Genomic DNA, 22,373 nt, shown 5'->3' on the forward strand with positions numbered 1-22,373 from the left:
GAGGTTAAGATGCCACAAACAAGTCATCGAAGTTGTCTATCACAAAGCTCAGGTTGTTCTCCTGAAATGGCGTTCAATAAAAATGAGTTGAACAAGAATAATCCACAGCTAGCGACAGTGATGTCTCAACTTAATAAACTGTCGCAGTCATTCATGCACTCATATAAGGATTTGGAAGGTCAGGTTGTTGAGTTGAGTGACCAGCTTCACAGTGAGTCACAGGAAAAACAGTTTGCGATAAAAGAAAAGCAACTGCTGTTAGACGAAAAAATAAAGTTATCCGATAGATTACAAAATTTGCTGGCAATTATGCCTGCAGGTGTTGTCGTACTTGATGGTGATGGACAGGTTAAGGATTGTAATGCGATGGCGGTCGATCTCCTGGGGCGCCCTCTTTTGGGGGAACTATGGGTCTCTGTTATCAATCGTGCTTTTGCACCTCAGGCAGACGATGGACATCAGATTTCGTTACGCGATGGACGAAAAATCCATATAGAAACAAAAGCGCTAGATACCGAACCTGGCCAGTTAGTTTTATTGACTGATATGACCAAAACCAGACAGTTGCAAGCAGAACTGAGTCAGCAACAAAAACTTTCAAGCATGGGAAAAATGATTGCTTTTCTTGCACATCAAATTCGCACACCTCTGTCAGCTGCGATCCTGTATGGTTCCCATTTGTCCAGTCAAGCAATCGAAAGTGGGACCAGAAAGGAGTTCAGTGAGAATCTAATGGAAAGACTCAGATACATGGAACGACAAATCACAGATATGTTGAACTTTGTTAAGGGAGAAAGAAAAGAAAAACAAACGATTGCAATGAATGAATTGCGAGAGCTATTGGAAAAGATTGTTAGCACTTTACCTGATTTTGTTTCGGTAGATACAAATACAAAAAAACTCAACGAAGTGAATCTCATCGCTGATGTCGATGCCTTGGTGGGGGCAATTAGCAATTTACTTGAAAATGCCTGCCAGGCTTGTGATGGAATTAAAGATCCAAAAGTCAAACTGGAACTAAAAAAAGAGAATAATCACATAGTCATCAGGGTCAGTGATAACGGATGTGGAATTAGTGATGAGCTTCAGGGCAGAGTTTTTGAACCATTTTGTACAACAAAATCCAGTGGCAATGGTTTGGGATTAGCAATCGTTCATGGAGTGGTAATCGAACACGGTGGAAAAATCTCGGTTGAATCCAGCCAAGGCAAAGGAACTTGTTTCACCATTCTTCTGCCAGCAAAAAATATATCAGAAGATATGCATCCAGCTAATAGCCATCAAGTTACAAGTCAACCAAACACTCTATATCCTCAGGAGGTCGCCAATGAACTCTAATGTTTTAATTGTAGAGGACGATTCGGCGCTGAGAGAAGCCTTATCTGCCAGTTTGAAAATCAGTGGTTTTAATACTGAAGCGGCGGATTCTGCAGAAATGGCTTTGTCTTTGTTAAATGATAAATATATTCCAGATATGGTAGTAACGGATATTCAGATGGGTAAAATGAGTGGTATTGAGCTACTTAAAAATCTGCGAAAGAATAATTCCGATATTCCCGTAATTCTCATGACTGCGTATGGCGATGTTAGCGATGCTGTAGATGCGATGAAGCATGGCGCCTGCGACTACTTACAGAAACCTTTTGAAGCGAAAGAGCTAACCCAGCTTATCGAAAGCTATTTGCCAAGATTTGAAGATGAGCAAGTTATAGTAAAAGATCCTGCTAGCGTTGAACTATACGACTATGCCAGAAGAATCGCGCAAACTGATTCAAATGTATTACTTTCTGGACCAAGCGGTGCCGGGAAGGAAGTCATGGCCAAGTTTATTCACTCAAGTTCATCTCGAAAGGAACGACCTTTTATTGCAATAAATTGTGCAGCTATTCCTGAAAATATGCTTGAAGCCACTTTGTTTGGGTATGAGAAAGGCGCATTTACCGGAGCGCATCAGTCCAGCGCTGGGAAGTTTGAGCAAGCTCAGTCGGGAACGCTTCTGCTAGACGAAATTTCTGAAATGGATTTGTCTCTACAGGCGAAATTATTGCGTGTTATTCAAGAAAAAGAAGTGGAGAGAATTGGTGGAAAGAAAACAATACCTCTGGACGTCCGAATCGTTGCAACAACCAACAGAAACCTTAAACATGAAGTTGAAAGGAAACGTTTTCGAGAAGATCTGTACTATCGCTTAAATGTTTTTCCGATTAAATGTCTTGCTCTCAGTGAACGTCCGCAGGATATCATTCCTCTCGCAGAATATTTGCTGAATAACAACTCTTTTGTTTCAAGTCGTGGAGGGTTGGTACTTTCCAATGAGGCAAAAGCAAAGCTGGTCTCTTATCCGTGGCCTGGAAATGTTCGTGAATTAGATAACCTGATGCAGCGAGTGGCTGTGCTGACTCAGGGAAACGCTGTTAAAGCCGCTGATATCCAGTTTGAGAACGAAACAGAAAGTCAAACAGCATTTAACGAGGAATCGTGCACAATACCTGACGAAAACACTCTGGGAAATAATGTGCAACATCACGAGTTTCAGCTAATTATTGAAGCGCTAGAGAAATATAACGGAAAGAAGAAAGATGTTGCTGAAGCTTTGAAGGTTAGTCCTCGAACTTTGAGATACAAGTTAGCTCGAATGAGAGAGCTGGGATATTGCATTCCGTCAAAAGGAGAATGCGCATGAAAGTTAATGTGACTCAACAACAGCTACAGGCACAGTTACAACGTTTGAACCGGCTAGCCCAGTCAGGAGCTAATCAGGGGGTCAATCAGGCCAAATCAACCGCTACACCTGGTGGCCAGTTCGGAAACCTATTGACCAGCGCTATCAATACGGTAAATCAATATCAAGCTGAATCAGCACAGGCAGCAAGACAGATTGAGGCTGGTGATGGTGGAACTAGTCTGGTAAAGGCAGTTATTGCTTCACAAAAAGCAAATGTTGCTTTTCAAGCGACAGTTCAGGTTAGAAACAAAGTTGTTTCTGCCTATCAAGATATAATGAATATGCCTATCTAGTGCAACATTGTTAATGTGCCGGAATGGAAGACTTGTCATTATTCATTATAACTACAAAAATCAATTTGCTTAGTCCTAATTGGATACTTTGTTAACGAAAATATCAATGAGAACTAAAATAGTATTAGCAGCTGGAGATAATTAAATTGGCTGAAGCAACTTCGACAGATTTGATGCAGGTTGAACAGGAAGCTTCGTCTGAAACTTCTAGCGAGGGTATTTTACCCGGAATGACCAGCCTTGCGCCCCTGAAGCAGATCGGTATTCTCGTGGCAATTGCAGCGAGTATCGCTCTCGGTGTATTTATCGCTTTATGGTCTAAAGAGCCTCCTATGCGGCCATTAAGCTCTTTAGCCCCAGAAGCCTCAATGGACGTTATTAACTATCTCGAACAACAAGACATTACCTATCGAGTAGATGCCAATGGCAAAATTCTTGTTCCGCAAAAAAAGTATAAAAGACTTCAAATCGAATTAGGCGCTCAAGGTATTGTTATTGAAGACCAATCGGAAGATCCTTATCTGAAGAAAGACTCTGGGTTTGGTGTTTCTCAAAGAATGGAAAAAGCCAGACTTCTTAGAAATCAGGAGTTGCAATTAACAAATACACTTAATCAGTTTAATGGTGTGAGAAGTGCCAAGGTTCATCTGGCAATTCCTAAAGAGTCATCGTTTATTAAAAATCGTAAAAAGCCTAGTGCTTCTGTTTTATTAAATCTGTATACCCGTGGAGGACTTTCCGAAGAACAAGTAGACGCGATGGTGGATTTAGTCTCGGGCAGTATTCCAAATCTGGATAGAAATAGAGTGACAATCACGGACCAGTTTGGTCGTTTGTATCATTCCGGTTCCATGGAAACTTCATCACGCCAATCAAGCAAAGAACTCAAAGTCATCAAAGAGCGACGCGATGATATTAAAAGCCGCATTGAAGAAATATTGACGCCCATAGTAGGACTCGGTGGATACACCGTCCAAGTTAATGTAGATATGGACTTCACCAAAAAAGAGCAGACTCAACAAATCTTTAATCCTGACCTACCTGCGGTCAGAAGTGAGAGAACGATTGATGACTCTCGTGGTGATTTGTCAGCTATAGGTGTACCTGGTGCGTTAAGTAATCAACCTCCTGGAGCAGCAAGTATTCCGACAAATACTAATAACGCTCAGGCAAATGATAATAGTCAAAATGCTTCAGCAAATCGTCGGCTGGAAGCGGAAAGAAATTATGATTTGGACACCACAATTAGTCATATCTTGCCACAAGTAGGAATAATTAAAAGAATCAGTGTTTCGGTAGGATTAGATTATATTGATGATCCAGATAATCAAGGTCAAAAAATGGCTCGCAGTAATTTGGAGTTAGAGAGAATTCAGAGATTAATTCAAGCTGCTGTTGGCTTTAATCCACAACGTGGAGATTTAGTTAGCGTTGAATCATTCCCTTTTATTCAAGGGGAAACATTACCGGAACCAGAGCCTCTTCCTTTTTACGAGCAGGAATTATTTCAAACATTACTTAAACCTGCCATTGGTTTACTGCTAGGTCTGATTTTGATATTCGCTGTACTAAAACCAACTCTCAAAAGATTGTCAACAGTACCTAGCACTGGTGGAGGCAAAGATTTTGCGGAATTTGGCGGTTTCGACTCTGATGGTCTCAGCGCTGCTGCCGATCTAAGTGGACTGGCAGATGATCAGGTTGTGCTTGCTGGGCATGACAACCTTGAGCTTCCTCCACCAACAGTTGGAGAAGTGAAAAAACTTCAACAAGCAAAAGGTGTTGTCTCGAATAATCCGACTCTTGTTGCCCAACTGGTTAAAAACTGGATAGAAGAAAATGACTGAGGAAGAAAACAAGAAAAAAGAAATGAAGATGAGCGGCATAGACAAAGCCGCTATTCTATTGCTTTCTCTTGGCGAAGAAACTGCGGCAGAAGTTTTAAAGCACATGGGACCTAAAGAGGTACAGGTTTTAGGTATGCAAATGGCTTCTTTGAAGAATATAGGAAAGGGAGCTGTCGAGTACGTTGTCGATGAATTTCTGGATGCCGTCGAAGAGCAAACCGGCATTGGAATTGGTACCGAAGATTATATTCGTAGTACTTTAAAGTCGGCACTAGGAGACGATAAGGCGGGCGCCTTAATTGACAGAATTCTAGCAGGCGCCAATACCAAAGGTTTGGATACTTTAAAATGGATGGATGCTCGGTCCGTGGCTGATGTAATCAGGTTTGAACATCCTCAGATTCAGTCAATAGTCCTCTCTTATCTGGATCCTGATCAATCTGCGGATGTTTTATCCTTGCTTCCTGAAAAAGTTCGAGTTGATCTTGCACTTAGAATTTCTGCTCTTGAAGCCATTCAACCTGATGCGCTTCAGGAGTTGAACGACATTATGGAAAAGCAGTTCACAGGAAGTGGCTCGACTCAGTCAAGACAAATCGGCGGAGTGAAAAAAGTAGCTGATATTATGAACTTTATGGATGGCGCCAATGAAGCCTTAATTATGGACTCAATAAAGGAAACGGATGAGGACCTGGCGCAACAGATCGAAGACTTGATGTTTGTTTTTGATAATCTGGTTGATGTAGATGACCGAGGTATCCAGTCACTATTGCGAGAAATTTCTACTGATACATTAGTTGTTGCGCTAAAAGCTTGTGATGAAGAAATTAAGGAAAAGATTTTCAAAAATATGTCAAAACGTGCTGCTGAGTTAATGCGTGATGATCTTGAAGCTATGGGGCCGGTTAAACTGAGTGAAGTCGAAGCTGCTCAAAAGGAAATTCTGACAGTCGCCAGGAGAATGGCTGACGCTGGAGAAATTGTGCTCGGTGGAAGCGGTGAAGAAATGGTTTAAGCAGGCATCGAACGACGCTCGAGGAAAGTAAACATCTATGGTTACCAAAGCAAAATCAGAGAACCCTATACGTCCAATGAAAAATGTCGCCAACTATTCTTCATGGAATATTCCATCACTTCAAGCTGGAGACGCGCCGAGTTTTTTCCAACCGGTTGATGAGGAAGAAGAGGAAATTATTGACGAAGAAGAGCTGGCTAGACAGCTTGAGGAAGAGCGTAAGGCGGTTATTGAAGAAGCCCGGAAAGAAGGGTTTCAGCTCGGTAGAGAAGAGGGATTAAGAGCCGCACAGGAAGAGGTTGCATTGCAGCTTGATTTAATGGCGGTAATTGGGGCCCAATTAAATGAACCTTTGAAAGTGTGTAAAGAACAATCTGAACAGGCTCTTTTAAAGCTTGCATTTGCTGTTGCTAAACAGATTGTAAGAAGAGAGCTCACTCAGGACCCCACTCAGCTTATCGCTATTATCAGAGAAGCGCTGAAGTTACTCCCCGTAGGAGCCAAAGGCATAGAGATTTTGCTTCACCCTGAAGATGAAAAAGTTGTTTCAGGAGTTATGGCAAAAGCTGGTGAGGGAGAAAAGAGTTACTGGACGATTAAGAGTGATCCTTCAATTGAAAGAGGGAATTGTCGGGTGAATACCGATAACTCTACGGTTGATGCGTCTATTGACAAACAGATTGCAGTGCTATTTTCCCGGCTGGTTGGGGGGCAGAGAGCTGGAGAGATAGATGCTGACTGACGAAATATTTGCTGAATATCTTTCGCATTTCCCGACAAAGATCGAGGATACTTCAAGTATTGTTGTTGAAGGTCGACTTACCCGAATGATAGGAATGACGCTAGAGGCTGTGGGATGTAGTGTCAATATAGGGGAGAGATGTTACATCGAGACTACTCAGGGTAAATTTGAGCAAGCCGAAGTAGTTGGTTTTACAAAAGATAAAATATATTTGATGCCCATCGGCAAGATCCACGGAATTGGTCCTGGGGCTCGTGTAATTCCCACGCACAGTCAGGCGACGATACCCGTCGGAGAGGCTTTGTTGGGGCGAGTGCTTGATGGTCAGGGTAAACCAATTGATGGCAAGGGCCCGGTGCATTGTTTGCAAAGTCGACCGCTGGCTGCTCAAGAAACAAATCCCCTAAACAGAAAGCCTGTTTCAGAACCTCTAGATGTCGGAGTTCGAACAATCAATTCGGTCTTAACTGTTGGCCGCGGCCAGAGAATGGGGTTACTTGCAGGAAGTGGTGTTGGTAAGAGCGTCTTATTGGGAATGATGACTCGCTTTACCGAAGCAGAAGTCATAGTCGTGGGTCTTATCGGTGAGCGCGGTAGAGAAGTAAAAGAATTTATTGAACAGATTCTGGGAAATGAAGGGATAAATCGTTCGGTAGTGGTAGCTGTCCCTGCGGACTATTCTCCACTAATGCGATTACAAGGGGCAATGGCCGCGACTACCATTGCAGAATACTTTCGTGACCAGGGAAAAAATGTCCTGTTACTAATGGATTCATTGACCCGATTTTGCCAGGCGCAGCGAGAAGTGGCGTTAGCAATCGGAGAGCCACCAGCAACTAAAGGCTATCCGCCTTCTGTTTTTGCCTTATTACCTCAGCTTGTTGAACGCGCAGGGAATGGCGATGAAGGTGGTGGTTCAATCACTGCATTTTATACAGTATTGGCAGAAGGTGATGATCAACAGGATCCCATTGTTGATGCCGCTCGTGCAATTTTAGATGGACACCTGGTCCTTTCCCGGGAGCTCGCGGACTCGGGGCACTATCCTGCGATTGATATCGAGAAATCTGTTAGTCGCGTACTTAATCAGATCACTAGTCAAGAACATCGAGATGCAATTATTCAGTTGAAGTTTCTGTATTCAAATTATCAGCAAAATAAAGACCTGATTACGGTTGGAGCCTATCAAAAAGGAAGCGACCAAACGGTTGATCTGGCAATTGATATGATGCCTGGAATTAGGGAGTTTCTTTGCCAGAATTTAAATGAAAAGGTTCTCATGCAGGATAGTGTAACTGAGTTAAAACGGATGATGTTGGGAGAAAAAACAGCGCCCGCTGTAAGGTTTTAAAACACCTGTGTTAGGTTTTTTGTCAGACCCTGTAGGCAAATCCGGCGAGAATGCGATTCGAAGGCTATAATTAAAGATACCTTAAATTGAAATTCTTGTTCTAAGAGGAAACTTGTAGGTCGATGGTTTGTTGGAGTAGTCATGGTAAGTTCTAAGCGTTTAGATCCAATTAAGAAATTGGCGAATAATCAAGAGCAAAAAGCGGCGAGAAGCCTGGGAGAATCTCTTGAAATTTATAAGCTTGAAAAGGATAAACTAAAACAGCTTGATACCTATAGAGTTGAATACATGACGGCGATGAACGAGAAGGTAAGTTCCGGTATCTCTGGCGCCTCTTTGCAACATTATCATCAGTTTTTAAGTAAGCTGGACTTTGCCATTAAGCAACAGAAAGAAGTGTTACTAGTCTGTGAACAGCGTATATCTGCGAAGCAGTCGCATTGGCAGAAAGAGCATGGTAGAAACCAGGCTATTGGCAATGCTATTGATCGGTTGAAAGCGAAGGAAGACGTTTTGCGGCAAAAGCAAGAAACCATCAACACCGATGAAATCTCTACACAAGCATTTATCCGTAGACAAAAGATTAACAATCAAAACTAGCCGCCAACTTAAGGCTACTTGACAGCACTCTGTCAGAAAGCTGTTTTTCATAACCGATAATGAATATCGCTGCTTCCCTTCAGGCCTCTTGTTCTTTGGTAATTAAAGTATTCATTTCATCATGTCTGAAAAGGGATATCCAGTATATTTCCAGCCTCTAACCAGTAAAAAATTTAGTCAATATTCGGTCTAACATATCATTTTTCTGCTATACCTAAGTATATGCAAAAGAGAATAGCATATAGCTTGAGGCTATAAAAAAGGAGTTCGTTTTGGGAAAAAAAACAACTGTTAGCCTGGGGGGCGCCCTGGACATCATGAATGTTGCCGGCTTGAAAGCAAGATTGGAAGGGGCTCTGGCTAAAAATCTCTCAGTCGTTCTAATATCTGACAAGGTTGAGAAAGCAGATACTGCGGGACTCCAGCTTATATACGCTTTTATTCAAAAAGTTGAAAAAAATGGGTATCGGGTAAATTGGCAGAAGCCAAGTGACGCCCTGATACAGGCGAGTGAGATTCTTGGAATGCAAGAAGCCCTTTACCTGGATGTTGCTTAAAAACCGGAGATCTATAAATGACAAAAATACTGGCTGTCGATGACTCTGCATCGATGCGGCAAATGGTGAGCTTTACTCTCAAAACCGCAGGCTTTGACGTGGCGGAAGCTTCTGATGGCGTGGAAGCACTAAAAGTTGCCAAATCGGGTTCTTTCGACGTGATCATTTCCGATGTAAACATGCCTAATATGGATGGATTGACCCTGGTGAAAGAGCTACGCGGATTACCAGACTATAAATTTACGCCTATATTAATGTTGACCACAGAATCATCAACTGACAAGAAGCAAGCCGGTCGAGCCGCGGGAGCAACGGGTTGGATTGTAAAACCTTTTAATCCGGATCAGTTACTTGCGACTGTCAATAAAGTTGTTGGGTAATGCTAGCTATTCTTGTTTATAAGTTTTGATAATCGTTTTGTCATCTAACGCATATTTGGAACCAGGGTATTGAAATCATGGAAATTGATCTAAGGCAGTTTCACCAGGTTTTCTTTGAGGAGAGTCTAGAAGGGCTCGATACAATGGAGCAGGAACTTCTAAATCTGGAAGAAGATTCTGATAAAGAAAATATTAATACTATTTTCAGAGCTGCACATTCTATTAAAGGCGGGAGCGCAACCTTTAATTTTAAGGAAGTTTCAGACTTTACTCATGTTTTAGAGACTCTGCTAGATGAAATGCGAGAAGGCGCTCGACCAGTGACCAAGGAGGTTGTTGACCTGCTATTGCGATCGGTAGATTGCCTAAGAGGAATGCTCAATAGGATTCAGGATGGCGATTCTGCAGGTAATGAACATACTGAGCTGATCGATATGTTTAATCGACTGCTTGGAGGCGAGAGTAATAGTAGTGCAGGCGGAGAAACAATCGCTAATCTGGGAAATCAAGAACAGGAAGGGCGCGAAAAAAATAGTGATGAAATGCTTTGGAAAATTCAGTTTGTTCCTCAAAGCTATATTCTAGAAACAGGCAATGAACCTCTCAGGATGTTTCGCGAGTTAAAAGCGTTTGGTGCTTTGAAAGTTCACGCTGATTTAAGCCAGGTACCGGAATTTGAAGAATTAAATCCAGAGTCATGTCATATTTCCTGGAATCTTGAATTGGATTCTGAAATCGATAAAGAATCTGTTATGGAGGTCTTTGAATGGGTCGAAGATGACTGTGAATTAACTATCTCTCAGATTAGTGTGGCAGACAGCCGTCAATCTCTAAACAAAGAAAAATTCTCCCATGCAGATCAATCTGAACAAAGCAGTATTGAATTGTCCACTGATATTGAAATAGAGGAAAATCTTGAAGAAACTAGTACTAGTTCACTGCAGCCTACTGCAGTCGCTGTTGATACTACAATGGTTACAACCGAAAAAACAAAGTCATTTGTAGCAGACAAAAAGGCAGCATCAACCGCTTCTATTCGAGTAGGTATCGATAAAGTTGATACTTTAATCGATCTTGTTGGTGAGCTAGTTATCACCCAGTCAATGCTTAGTGAGCTAGGTGATAATTTTTCCATGTCTAAGATAAATCAACTTGTATCTGGACTTAGTGAGCTAGAGCAAAATACCCGAGAACTGCAAGAAAGTGTTATGCGTATCCGTATGCTGCCTATAGGCTTTGTTTTTAATCGTCTACCGCGAATGGTGAGAGATCTATCAACTCAGCTAGGTAAAAAAATTCACCTTGAGATCAAAGGTGAGTCTACTGAGTTGGACAAGACGGTTATGGAACAGATAGGTGATCCTTTGACTCATCTGGTAAGAAATGCATTAGATCATGGTATAGAGTTACCAGAAGAAAGGGTTGATTCAGGTAAATCAGCAGAAGGAACCCTTACCTTAAATGCATTTCATCAGGGGGGAAATATTGTCATCGAGGTGAGTGATGATGGCAAAGGAATTGACCCTGAGATCATTTATAAAAAAGCCGTCGATAAAGGGTTGATTACTGATGGAGTAGAGATGCCGCCTGAGCAGATTTTATCCTTAATTATGGAGCCCGGATTTTCGACTGCTGAAGTTGTTAGTGACGTTTCCGGCCGCGGTGTGGGAATGGATGTTGTCAAAAGAAATATTAATAATCTGGGAGGAAGTGTCGATATCGAATCTGAACCCGGTAAAGGAACCGTCTTCACAATCAGGTTGCCGTTAACTCTGGCTATTCTGGATGGTCAACTCATTCGAGTGGCAAGTGAAGTTTTCGTATTGCCTCTGGTCTCAATTATTGAGTCGGTACCTTATTCTACCACTGATATTTCAAGAATTGCGGGTGATATGCCTGTATACAAACTTCACAATGATTATATTCCTATTCTAAATCTTGTCGATGAGTTTGAAATCAAACAACCTATGGCTAGCGTCGACGAAGGCCTTCTAGCGATCGTAGAAGGTGAAAACAGAAAAATAGCATTGAGAATTGACGAGTTGCTGGGGCAGCAACAAGTTGTGATTAAAAGTTTGGAAACTCACTACAAATCTCTTCAAGGCGTTTCTGGAGCGACAATATTAGGGGACGGACGAGTTTCTCTTATTCTGGATATTGTTGGACTTTCGAAACGAGCTTCTGAAAGAGCAACAAGAAATCGTAATCGAGTCGCTTAACAGGATTTACTTATGTCTTCCGAAATTGTTCAAGTCATCCAGAATCAAGAAGTAACTTATTCAGATACCGATATGATGGCGGATGAAACCGGTTCTCAGTATTTGAGTTTTATCGTCGGTGAAGAGGAATTTTCAGTAAGTATTTTGAAAGTTCAGGAGATTCGAGCATGGGAAGTCCCCACTTTCTTACCCAATTCTCCTGGATATATAAAAGGTGTATTGAATCTTCGAGGAACGATAGTGCCTGTTATGGATTTGAGAATGCGCTTTCGATTTAAGAAGGTTAACTACAATGCGACAACAGTCATTATTATTCTAAAAAACCGGAATAATGGTAAGGATTGTCTAATGGGTTGCGTGGTTGATGGTGTGTCAGATGTATTTAACTTAGAAGAGTCTGAAATTAGTGATGTACCTGAGTATGGAAGCGATATCGATAGTCGCTTTACATCGGGAATCATGACTGTGGGAGGAAACGCAGTGACACTTTTAAATTTGGATAACTTGTTAAAACTCGACTTAATCAAGCACCCGTATTCGGGAGGACAGGTTGTCAATGGTTGATACTATAGAAACGACAAGAGAACTGGTTGTCGATAACAGAGAGAAAAATAATGGCCAGTATTTAACTTTTCTGATGGATAAAGATGAATACGGAGTTGATATTCTTGCTGTTCAGGAAATACATGGCTGGGTTGAGCCGCGTCCAATTCCAAATACTCCTGAGTTTATTAAAGGGGTTATCGATTGGAGAGGCACTGTTGTTCCGATTGCTGATTTAAGAGTGCGATTCGGATATAAAACCGTAACGTATGACAAAACCACAGTAATCATTATTGTCAGAGCTTTTATTCAAGATGCTGCTGAACAAGCAATTGTTGGGATCGTGGTTGACGCTGTATCGGATGTCTATGATATCACTTCAGATAACTTACGAGAGGCCCCAAGCTTTGGAAATAGGGTAGATACCCGCTATATGAAAGGAATTGCTAAAGTTGAAGAGAATATGATCGTTTTACTCGATCTGGGCAAACTCATCAATCTCGATGATTTACAGAATTAGTATTAACTTAATAATTTTAATATTCAAATAAAATTACTATTAAGAGCAAGGTGTTGATATGGAAACTGATGGTAAAACCCTGGAAAATAATGAACTAGAGGCTCAAATTGATGCCATAAGACGTTCTCAAGCGGTAATAGAATTTAATATGGATGGCACAATCATTACTGCCAACGAAAATTTTCTGAAAGTAATGGGATATGACTTGAATGAAATCAAGGGAAAACACCATCGTATGTTTGTGGATCCTGAGTACGCTGAAAGTTCTGAATACCGAGAATTTTGGAGTGCGCTTAATAGAGGGGAGTTTTTTTCTAAAGAGTTTAAACGTTTTGGGAAAAATGGAAAGGAGATCTGGATTCAGGCATCTTATAATCCATTAATCGACTCAAGCGGCAAGCCCTTTAAAGTTGTAAAGTTTGCCTCGGATATTACAGAACAAACGAGACTTTTCCATCAAGCTTCAAGAATGCAGGCTGCTGTTAATGGATCGCAAACAGCCACTATGATGGTGGACAAGGACCTGTGTGTTACCTTTTGTAATAAAGCTACTTACGAATTATTAAAAGAGCTAGAACACGCTTTTGCAAAAATCTGGCCAGGCTTTGAAGCCACCAGTGAATATATGATAGGAAAATGTATTGATGATTTTCATAAGAAGCCTGAACATCAAAGAAAGATCCTTTCTGATCCCAGTAATATGCCCTATCGTACAGTAATTACTATCGGAGAGTATTCGATCCAGCTTAATGTTTGCGCAATTATCGACAATGAGGGAACACATGTAGGATCTTCGTTGGAGTGGGCGAATATTACAAAACAAGTCGCTGCGGAAAGAGAAGTAGGAAGGCTAGTTTCTGCGGTGGAGGGAATGTCAACAAATATTATGATGGCTGATGTGGATGGAGTTATTAATTACCTTAATCCTGCGGTTGAAAAAATGCTAAGGCGAAGGGAAGATGATCTAAAGGTTGTTCTTCCTGGGTTTTCTGTAGATACTTTGATAGGGACTTGTTTTGATGAGTTTCACAAAAATCCTGCACATCAGAGAAATATTCTTCGGCCGGAAAACTTGCCTTACGAAGCGAGCATTACAGTTGGTCCATTGCACTTTGATTTAATTGCTGTCGCCCTAAAAGATAGCAGTGATAATCACTTGGGAACAGCTGTGGAATGGATAGATACTACTGAACAGGTTAAAGCTCAAGAGCAGGTAGAAAATCTGATTGCCAAAGCCTCACGTGGAGAATTAACAGAAAGATTAAATGCAGATGAATTTGAAGGGTTTATGAAAAACCTGTCAAATGGAATAAATGAGATGCTTGATACGGTTGTTGAGCCTATAACAAATTGTCAATCTGTTTTAGAGCAGTTAGCTGCAGGCAACTTAGAAAAGAGTATGGATGGAAGCTATCATGGAATGTTTGAACAACTACAAAATTCCATCAATACCAGCATCGATAATCTACGCAATATGGTCGGTGAAATCATGGAAACATCAGCTCATGTTTCAAGTTCGGCCAAAGAAATTTCCCAAGGTAATACTGACCTGAGTCAGAGAACTGAAGAACAGGCTTCAAGCCTTGAAGAAACAGCTTCGAGCATGGAAGAGTTAACCAGTACTGTGAAAGAGAATGCATCTTCTGCCACTAAAGCCAATGAACTCTCAAAAAGTACCGAGAAACTAGCGGAAAGTGGAGGACAGGTTGTTGCTGATGCAGTTCAGGCGATGAAAGAAATTAACGACGCGTCCAGGGAAATTTCTGACATTATTGGTGTAATTGATGAAATTGCATTCCAAACTAATCTACTAGCGTTAAATGCTGCTGTTGAAGCTGCCAGAGCAGGTGACCAAGGAAGAGGTTTTGCTGTGGTAGCTGCAGAAGTAAGAAATCTCGCACAAAGAAGTGCTAGCGCCGCCAAGGATATTAAATCTCTTATTAACAATAGCGTTAATAAAGTAGATCAGGGAAGTCAACTTGTGAATGACTCTGGGCAAAGGCTGAATGAAATTGTTGATTCAGTGCGAAATGTCAGTGAACTGGTTAGCGAAATTTCAAATGCAAGTGAAGAGCAAGCCTCGGGTATAGAACAGATTAATCAGGCCGTTTCGCAAATGGATAATATGACCCAGCAAAACTCTGCTCTGGTAGAACAGGCTGCGGCATCTGCTGAATCTTTAAATGAGCAAGCCAGTAATCTAATGGAGTTAATGAGCTTCTTTAAAACTGGAGATGAATACGGAAGCAGGGGGGCCGATATTGTTTCTCCAGTAAAAAGTACTTCTAGTCCATCTCCAAGGAAAGTTAATAAACCTCTCGATGAGGAATGGGAAGAGTTTTAGCTTGATATATTTACAGGAATAGCGATTGATGCTGTTTATGTTATTTAGCATATAGACCGTTATTTTAAAGTGCTAGCGGTTAGGCTCAAGTAAATCACTTTGTATATATGTTTATGCTTGAAATTGGTCAAACATGAAATTGGTCAAACTTGAATGGGTAGACTAGACGGTTCTGAAATACTGGTTAAAAGGGAGTTTACTTTTACCCGTAGAAACTTCGAGAGAATTGTAGACCTGATCAATCGACTGTCTGGTATTAGCTTGTCAGACAGAAAAACTGACATGGTTTATTCTCGATTAGCGAGACGAATCAGAAGGCTTGGTATGAGAGATTTTGATTCTTATATAGCCTTACTCGAGTCAGATGATGAAGAAAAAGTGAACTTCATTAATGCATTGACGACCAACTTAACTCATTTCTTTAGAGAAAGTCATCATTTTGACTATTTAAAAGATGTATATATTCCTGAGCTAATTCAAAGTGGACAGAAAAGAATACGTTTTTGGTCGGCCGGTTGTTCGACAGGAGAAGAACCTTATTCGCTTGCAATGGTATGGCAATCGATTGCAAATAAACCGAGTGATATAGATTTTAAAATATTGGCGACCGACTTAGATACTAATGTCCTGCAAACTTGTAAAAGAGGAGTATATTCGGAAGATAAATTGAAGTCGGTTGAGTCTCAGTATCAAAAATGTTTTGTAAAATCTAAAAATTGTCAAGTCGATGAGCGAGAAGCAGTGCCAGAACTCAAAAGTAAAATCTATTTTAAGCAGTTGAACCTCATGCATGAATGGCCTATGAAAGGTCCTTTTGACTTGATTATTTGTAGAAATGTTTTGATTTACTTTGATAAACCGACACAAAAAGAATTAGTTTCCCGCTATGAAAATCTGCTTAAGTCCAATGGATGCTTAATGTTAGGGCATTCAGAAAATTTAAGCGCCGCTAAAAATGTATTTTCAGCAATTGGTAGAACTACTTATCGAAAGGTGTACTGATGACTGTTGGGTTTGATAGAGAAAATCTACCATCGTGTTGGCAAGAATTTAACCATATTAATCGTTACTGGGATAAAAAAACCGGTAAGCCTACTGCAAAAATACTACCAGGAGAGTTTTATGTCACTGGGCATGATGAGCTAATTACAACAGTGCTTGGTTCTTGTATCTCCGCATGCATCCGAGATCCGGTAATTGGTATTGGGGGGATGAATCACTTTATGTTGCCGATACAGAATGAGAACATGGCCATCACCAACTTAAGTGAAGCTGCTCGGTATGGAAACTTTGCGATGGAACAGATGATAAATGACATTCTGCGCAATGGCGGTAAGAGAGAAAATCTGGAAATAAAAATATTTGGTGGTGGAAAAGTCATGAAAGGGATGACTGATGTTGGTAAGAGAAATATTCAATTTATTCGTGATTACATTGATATAGAAGGCTTTAAATTGATCGCTGAAGATGTTGGTGGGAATTATCCTAGAAAAGTTCTCTACTCACCTAAATCGGGAAAAGTAATGATTAAGAAATTATATACTACACACAATAGTACTATCGAAACCAGGGATGAAAACTACTTTTCTAGAATTTCAAAAGAAGAAGTTAAAAGTGATGTTGAATTATTTGATTAAACTACAGATTGTTGTCCACAGGCTTCTCTAGGAGAATAGAAAATCAAGATGGCGACTGCTTCAATCAATGTACTTGTTGTGGATGATTCAGCTTTGATTCGAATGCTGTTGTCCCAAATATTGGAAAGTGATGAAGATATTAATGTTGTCGCGACGGCTAACGATCCTTATGAAGCAAGAGAAAAAATCAAAAGATATAATCCCGATGTGATAACGCTGGATGTTGAAATGCCTCGAATGGATGGTATTACGTTTCTTAAGAATCTTATGCGATTAAGGCCAATGCCTGTTGTTATGGTGTCATCGCTGACTCAGGATGGCGCCCAGGTAACTTTAGACGCATTAGCTGCGGGGGCTTTTGACTTTGTTGCTAAACCAACGGTTGAAGTTAAAGAAAAACTAAAGGAGCTTTCCGAGGAGCTTATTAGAAAAGTAAAGGAAGCTTCAAAGTGTAATCGTAATGCACTGGATTACTGTAATTTGACAAAGAAGGGTAATGTTTCCTTGTTAAAAAGGAATTCCGCATTTGAAATTATTGCGGTAGGCGCTTCAACCGGTGGTACCGAAGCAATTCAAAACCTGGTCAAACGACTTCCTACGAATCTTCCACCGATAGTGATGGCACAACACATTCCTGATGTATTCTCTACCTCTTATGCCAAGCGGCTGGACTCTGAGGTTGCTATTGAAGTTATCGAAGTTCGAACTCCGCAGATACTGGAGAGTGGTTGTGCATATTTAGCGCCTGGACATATGCACATGAAAGTTAAAAAGAACGGAGCTGCATATTTTGCTTACCTGAGCGATGAAGAGCCGGTAAATCGGCATAAGCCATCAGTTGATGTTTTATTTGATTCCGTGGCAAATGCAGCGAGTCAAAAAAGTATTGGCATATTACTGACCGGAATGGGGCAAGATGGCGCTAAAGGGCTGCTTAACCTCAAAACTCATGGAGCAATAACAATTGCTCAGGATGAAGAGTCCAGCGTAGTTTGGGGAATGCCGGGGGCCGCTGTAAAAATGGGTGCAGTAAATCGGGTAGTATCTTTAAGCAGGATACCCGAAACTCTGGTTGAGCTATTGTCAGAGTGAGCCAGACTATTATTTAAAATAATTCTTGTAAAGAGCGCCTGGAATTCTCGCCATTTTCATTTGTTGCAGAGATTCAAGTTAGTTTGGGGAATCTCTGTAAGAGATAATGAGGTCTAAGTAATGATTTGAATAAAAAAATTAGTCAAAAGACTTAGATTGTTCTATGCTTAGAGCTAAGTGGTTTTTCTGATAAAGCCTTCGATAACAAAGGTTTACTCATATATTCGAAAAAAGGGGTTTATAAGTATGTCTGTCGGTTCAAATCTTTCTGCTGATGGAAAGGTACTCACGATCACTATTAATGGACGCTTTGATTTCAGTGCTCACCAGGCATTTCGAGATTCGTACGAAAAGCTCACACCTACACCATCGGAAATTATCGTAGATATGGCCGAAACCACTTATCTTGATAGTTCAGCTTTGGGGATGCTGCTTTTACTCAGAGATCATGCTGGTGGAGATACTGCAAACATTACGCTTAAAAACTGTAATGAAGATATTCGAAAAATCTTGACGATCTCAAACTTTGAACAGCTATTTAAGATTTAGCTGTTTATAAATTATACAATTTAGTACCGTCTGTTTTGAAAATCCTAATTGCCGATGATAACAAGGTTGAGCGCCTGATCCTGTGTAAAGTTCTTGAGCAAGAAGGACACGAAGTCGTTCAGGCAGGAACTGGCCAGCAAGCCATTGACTATTTCTTCGAGCATTCTCCTGCTCTCGTGTTTCTCGACGTTCTCATGCCTGACAAAGATGGTTATGAAGTTGCGTCAGTTATTAAGGAAAGCAAGCAGGTTCGCTGGGTTCCTATAATCTTTCTCACCTCTTTGACTGATGTATATGATTTAGCCAAATGTATTGACTGTGGTGGTGATGACTTTGTTTCCAAACCGATTAACAAGGTAATTATTAAAGCCAAGGTCAATGCATTTAGTCGAATTTCTAATCTGTACGAGACTATCGAGGCACAAAAGTCTGAAATTCAATTTCATAATGAACACCTGATTCAAGAGCAGGAGGCAGCTAAAAAGATATTTAATAATATCGCTCACAGGGGGTGTTTAGCTGCTGAAAATATTCACTACCATTTATCTCCCATGTCTATTTTTAATGGAGATCTAATGCTCGCAGCAGAACCTCCCATGGGTGGTATGCGGCTCATGTTGGCTGATTTCACCGGACATGGTCTGCCTGCAGCTATTGGTGCAATGCCTACTTCAGAAATTTTTTATGGCATGACTAAAAAAGGCTTTGCAATAAGAGATGTAATGACAGAAATGAATATGCGACTTCATTCTGTTTTGCCCAGAGGCGTTTTCTGTTGCGTCGTTATTGCTGATATCGATACTTTGGAAGAGAGAATAACTATCTGGAATGCTGGAGCACCACAGGCATATCTGCTCGATTTGGAAAAGGGCGATATAGAGATGGTTCAATCATGCCATTTGCCGCTGGGGGTTCAGTCGCCTCAAAGGTTCAAGGTTGAGCCAAGCGTTTTTCGTTTTACCAAGCATCATAAGTTGCTGGCAGTAACCGATGGTATAATTGAGTCAACCAATGAGCAGGGTGATATGTACGGTGAAGAGCGTATGCTCGCCTATATCAAGGATAATCTGCAAAAAGATAATTTGTGTGATGCTCTGGTAGAACAAATCGTTGAATATACCAATGACGCTGAACAGGGAGATGATTTAAGTTTACTGGAAGTAGCTTTTCCACATCACCACTTGCTACATCCTGACGCAGAGGATAGTAGCTTTCATGCACAAACTGGAACGCTGGACTCCAATATCAGACTGCGCCTTAGAGGAAAGTCTTTGGGAAGATTTGATCCTATCCCCATGCTTTTACAAACATTGCTCGAATGTCGGGAGCTGAACTCTCATCGTTCTCGTTTGTTCACCATAGTTTCGGAACTGTATAACAATGCATTAGAGCATGGTGTATTAGGATTGGATTCCTCGATAAAAAGCGGTAGCGAAGGTTTTGCCAAGTATTACCAGATGAGAACCGAAGGCGTTATGGGACTTACTGATGGTTTTGTCGAGGTGTCAATTGATCATAAGCCTCTAAAAGATGGAGGAGAGCTGGTGTTTGACTTTAAGGATAGTGGGAGTGGTTTTAATTTCGAAAAAGTTTTGGAAGCTGGAAGTAAGACCTATAGTGGAAGGGGATTGCCGCTATTAAAAAGCCTATGTGAAAAGTTGGAACATTTTGACGAAGGTAGGCATATTCGAGCAACCTATCGATGGCGACCACATGATGAAGAGTAGTTTTTAATATTTAAAGTTTCAATCGAGGCACAAGTGAGTAACTTATTCGACGCACAGGTAATTGCTGAACTTAAGGAAATTATGGGCGATGATATTGACTTTTTGTTGGAAACTTTCGCCGCTGATAGCCGAGTAAAAATCAAAGAATTGTCTGTCGTTATTGAAGAAAAGAATGCAGAGGATATCAGGCGAGTCGCGCATAGCATTAAAGGTAGTAGTAAGAATGTTGGTGCAAAAGCGCTGGCCGACCTATGTGAAACTCTCGAACAACAGGCTCGGGAAGGAAAGCTTGAGGAAAGCAATGAGCTTCTTGCACAGATAGTTGATATGCTCGAATTAACCCTGAAATCTCTAAGCGAACAGTTTTAACCGTCCCCGGGACTTTATTCTCTCGACATAAAAAATAGTTAGCTACCTCTCTGCTTCCCGATTCCTTGCTCATTTTAAACATATCTTAACCTGGCATTGCCCTTGCACAGTATTTACTACCTCTATTTTAATTTATCAATTTATACGAACAGGCACCCGAATAATTGGTGGTTAGGTGTACGGGATTGAAACTTATGAATAATCTTCCTATGGATTTAAAGCAGTTTTTATTTACTACTGGCAGTGCTCCCAGTTCAAAAAATAATGATTTATTTTTTGATTTCAATAAGTTAGAAGCGAGCGGTGTGGAAGGCGAAGAGGGGGAGGCTTTCGCTCAAATTATAAAAGACTTTATATTGGCTGTTGATGGTAAGGAGACTCTGAATGAGAAACCAGGTAATCCCATCATCCTTGCCGACGGCAATATTTTTCCGCCTGACTTGGAAAAAAACACCCAGTCAGGCTTTGAGCCCGAAGAGAGCGACACATTACCTCTTTTAGTGACAGGTTCGATCTTCCTTAGCGATGAAGCAACTTCAAGTTCTGAAGTGCCAGTATTTTTCAAACAAGATCTTCAGAAATTCGACGAACACTTGTTCAAGCTAAAAAGCGGAAAGGATATCGAGAGTATCAATGAGAAAGACATTGAAGTTGCGATCGAAAAATTAAGAGACTTTATTAATATGCAAAGCCCGGAGAACAAAAGCTTCGGGCAGACAACGATTGAAACAAAAGTAAATTCGGCTGAAGATGTTTCAAAATTTGAAAGAAGTGCAGTGGTGTTAGCGAAGAAAAACGGAGAAGAAAAAGACGTTGTTTTTCGAAAGCTTGAGCTGGCTGGAAAAGATACAAAAGTCGAAGATAAAAGCTTTAATCTGGTCCAAAAAGAAAGTCCTGGTTTTGGCAATAAAGCGGTGCTTGAAGGCGATGCTTTTTTAAGTAAAAACTCAGAAAAAAATGACTATTACTCGACAGGTGTAAAGCTTGACAGTGAGTTAAAAATTTCACCAGAAAAGAACATTTTATTGTCTATGGTTAACGCAAAGCAAGATAGTTTGCGCCAGGTCTCACGCTTGATATCTGGAAGTGAGAGGTCTGGAAGTAACATTGAGACAGGAACAGTACAAAATATTTATTCCGGCTTAAGTGTTACTAATATTGGTGAGCAGAAGGCCGAGTTGAGCTCAGTGAACAGGCCAGCAATGGAACAAGCTTTTCCACAGGGTCTTAATCTCAGAAATAACTTTGCGTCTGACTTGTCGCTACGAGTAAAGTGGATGTTTCGACAGTCACTATCAAGTGCAGAAATAATGATGGATCCACCAGAAATGGGGCCGCTTAGTGTTAAGGTCCATCATACCAATGGTGAAACAAGTATTCTATTTCAGGTTTCACAACAAACAACAAAGGAAGTAATCGATGAGAACCTGAGTAAGCTGCGAGAAATGCTTAATCAGCAGGGAATTAATATCGCGGATACTGAGGTCAGACACCAACAGGAAGAATCTCACTCTAAGGATGGGAAAAGTACAGATGAACTGGTTGACAGCATCGAAGAAGTCGGTGACGAAAATGAGTCTTCAATCGTCATTGAAAATAACGCTCTTATTGATACCTATACCTGAGACTTTAAATTCTTAGCCCCCAAAATTTTCGGGGGCAACTCCTTAATCTTCGTTAGGTCAGAATTTTGGCTTTCCTTTGCCAAGTTTTTATTCGCAAGCCAGATTTTTGACTATACTTTTCTTAATGCCCCTGTAACTCTTTGAAATACAGAGTTTTATTCTTATAAAGCTTGTATGGTATGAGTTTTGCATTTTATCTATTGCTTATATTTAAAGGTAAATTGAATCAATCAATAAA

General features: G+C 40.8%; 21 protein-coding genes. All 21 read left to right on the top strand.

Annotated features, from left to right (window positions below):
* Window positions 1–9: 9 nt before the first annotated feature.
* The 21 genes from IYN84_RS01000 (at window position 10) to IYN84_RS01100 (ending at window position 22,135) form a co-directional block, all read left to right on the top strand.
* Window positions 10–1,338: a PAS domain-containing sensor histidine kinase gene (locus tag IYN84_RS01000; RefSeq protein ID WP_196137311.1), complete on the top strand. Its 1,329-nt coding sequence runs from the start codon at window positions 10–12 to the stop codon at window positions 1,336–1,338.
* Window positions 1,328–2,683 (top strand): sigma-54 dependent transcriptional regulator, encoded by a 1,356-nt coding sequence (locus IYN84_RS01005; protein ID WP_196137312.1) that lies wholly within the window; start codon window positions 1,328–1,330, stop codon window positions 2,681–2,683. Before IYN84_RS01000 ends, IYN84_RS01005 begins: the two co-directional genes overlap by 11 nt.
* Window positions 2,680–3,018: a flagellar hook-basal body complex protein FliE gene (fliE, locus tag IYN84_RS01010; RefSeq protein ID WP_196137313.1), complete on the top strand. Its 339-nt coding sequence runs from the start codon at window positions 2,680–2,682 to the stop codon at window positions 3,016–3,018. The genes IYN84_RS01005 and fliE overlap by 4 nt, the downstream gene beginning before the upstream one ends.
* A 146-nt stretch (window positions 3,019–3,164) precedes the next feature.
* Window positions 3,165–4,865 carry a flagellar basal-body MS-ring/collar protein FliF gene (fliF, locus tag IYN84_RS01015; protein WP_196137314.1) on the top strand — a complete coding sequence of 567 codons (1,701 nt, stop codon included), beginning with the start codon at window positions 3,165–3,167 and terminating at the stop codon, window positions 4,863–4,865.
* Window positions 4,858–5,880 (top strand): flagellar motor switch protein FliG, encoded by a 1,023-nt coding sequence (fliG, locus tag IYN84_RS01020; RefSeq protein WP_196137315.1) that lies wholly within the window; start codon window positions 4,858–4,860, stop codon window positions 5,878–5,880. The genes fliF and fliG overlap by 8 nt, the downstream gene beginning before the upstream one ends.
* Window positions 5,881–5,917: 37 nt before the next feature.
* Window positions 5,918–6,622, top strand: coding sequence for a FliH/SctL family protein (locus tag IYN84_RS01025; RefSeq protein WP_196137316.1), 705 nt, complete (start codon window positions 5,918–5,920; stop codon window positions 6,620–6,622).
* A complete protein-coding gene (gene fliI, locus IYN84_RS01030) occupies window positions 6,612–7,973 on the top strand; it encodes a flagellar protein export ATPase FliI (protein WP_196137317.1) in 1,362 nt (453 codons plus the stop codon). Before IYN84_RS01025 ends, fliI begins: the two co-directional genes overlap by 11 nt.
* A 141-nt stretch (window positions 7,974–8,114) precedes the next feature.
* A complete protein-coding gene (gene fliJ, locus IYN84_RS01035) occupies window positions 8,115–8,573 on the top strand; it encodes a flagellar export protein FliJ (protein WP_196137318.1) in 459 nt (152 codons plus the stop codon).
* Between the two features lie 272 nt (window positions 8,574–8,845).
* A complete protein-coding gene (locus IYN84_RS01040; protein WP_196137319.1) occupies window positions 8,846–9,130 on the top strand; it encodes a lipid asymmetry maintenance protein MlaB in 285 nt (94 codons plus the stop codon).
* 17 nt (window positions 9,131–9,147) lie between these two features.
* Window positions 9,148–9,510: a response regulator gene (locus IYN84_RS01045; RefSeq protein ID WP_196137320.1), complete on the top strand. Its 363-nt coding sequence runs from the start codon at window positions 9,148–9,150 to the stop codon at window positions 9,508–9,510.
* A gap of 77 nt (window positions 9,511–9,587) precedes the next feature.
* Window positions 9,588–11,729 carry a chemotaxis protein CheA gene (locus tag IYN84_RS01050; protein ID WP_196137321.1) on the top strand — a complete coding sequence of 714 codons (2,142 nt, stop codon included), beginning with the start codon at window positions 9,588–9,590 and terminating at the stop codon, window positions 11,727–11,729.
* A gap of 12 nt (window positions 11,730–11,741) precedes the next feature.
* Window positions 11,742–12,293, top strand: coding sequence for a chemotaxis protein CheW (locus tag IYN84_RS01055; RefSeq protein WP_246722563.1), 552 nt, complete (start codon window positions 11,742–11,744; stop codon window positions 12,291–12,293).
* Window positions 12,286–12,792 carry a chemotaxis protein CheW gene (locus IYN84_RS01060; RefSeq protein WP_196137322.1) on the top strand — a complete coding sequence of 169 codons (507 nt, stop codon included), beginning with the start codon at window positions 12,286–12,288 and terminating at the stop codon, window positions 12,790–12,792. The genes IYN84_RS01055 and IYN84_RS01060 overlap by 8 nt, the downstream gene beginning before the upstream one ends.
* A 58-nt stretch (window positions 12,793–12,850) precedes the next feature.
* Window positions 12,851–15,136 carry a methyl-accepting chemotaxis protein gene (locus IYN84_RS01065; protein ID WP_196137323.1) on the top strand — a complete coding sequence of 762 codons (2,286 nt, stop codon included), beginning with the start codon at window positions 12,851–12,853 and terminating at the stop codon, window positions 15,134–15,136.
* A 153-nt stretch (window positions 15,137–15,289) separates the two neighbouring features.
* Window positions 15,290–16,138, top strand: coding sequence for a protein-glutamate O-methyltransferase CheR (locus IYN84_RS01070; RefSeq protein ID WP_196137324.1), 849 nt, complete (start codon window positions 15,290–15,292; stop codon window positions 16,136–16,138).
* The gene (cheD, locus tag IYN84_RS01075) at window positions 16,138–16,773 is read left to right on the top strand and encodes a chemoreceptor glutamine deamidase CheD (protein ID WP_196137325.1); all 636 of its coding nucleotides are present in this window, start codon (window positions 16,138–16,140) and stop codon (window positions 16,771–16,773) included. Before IYN84_RS01070 ends, cheD begins: the two co-directional genes overlap by 1 nt.
* Before the next feature lie 48 nt (window positions 16,774–16,821).
* Window positions 16,822–17,865 carry a chemotaxis response regulator protein-glutamate methylesterase gene (locus IYN84_RS01080; protein ID WP_196137326.1) on the top strand — a complete coding sequence of 348 codons (1,044 nt, stop codon included), beginning with the start codon at window positions 16,822–16,824 and terminating at the stop codon, window positions 17,863–17,865.
* Window positions 17,866–18,111: 246 nt separating this feature from the next.
* Window positions 18,112–18,414 carry an STAS domain-containing protein gene (locus IYN84_RS01085; RefSeq protein ID WP_196137327.1) on the top strand — a complete coding sequence of 101 codons (303 nt, stop codon included), beginning with the start codon at window positions 18,112–18,114 and terminating at the stop codon, window positions 18,412–18,414.
* A gap of 35 nt (window positions 18,415–18,449) precedes the next feature.
* Window positions 18,450–20,141 (top strand): SpoIIE family protein phosphatase, encoded by a 1,692-nt coding sequence (locus tag IYN84_RS01090; protein WP_196137328.1) that lies wholly within the window; start codon window positions 18,450–18,452, stop codon window positions 20,139–20,141.
* 33 nt (window positions 20,142–20,174) lie between these two features.
* Window positions 20,175–20,510 carry an Hpt domain-containing protein gene (locus IYN84_RS01095; protein ID WP_196137329.1) on the top strand — a complete coding sequence of 112 codons (336 nt, stop codon included), beginning with the start codon at window positions 20,175–20,177 and terminating at the stop codon, window positions 20,508–20,510.
* A gap of 194 nt (window positions 20,511–20,704) precedes the next feature.
* A complete protein-coding gene (locus IYN84_RS01100) occupies window positions 20,705–22,135 on the top strand; it encodes a flagellar hook-length control protein FliK (RefSeq protein WP_196137330.1) in 1,431 nt (476 codons plus the stop codon).
* Window positions 22,136–22,373: the final 238 nt, after the last annotated feature.

The sequence above is a fragment of the Aliikangiella sp. G2MR2-5 genome (genome assembly GCF_015687155.1).
Lineage (GTDB): Bacteria > Pseudomonadota > Gammaproteobacteria > Enterobacterales > Kangiellaceae > Aliikangiella.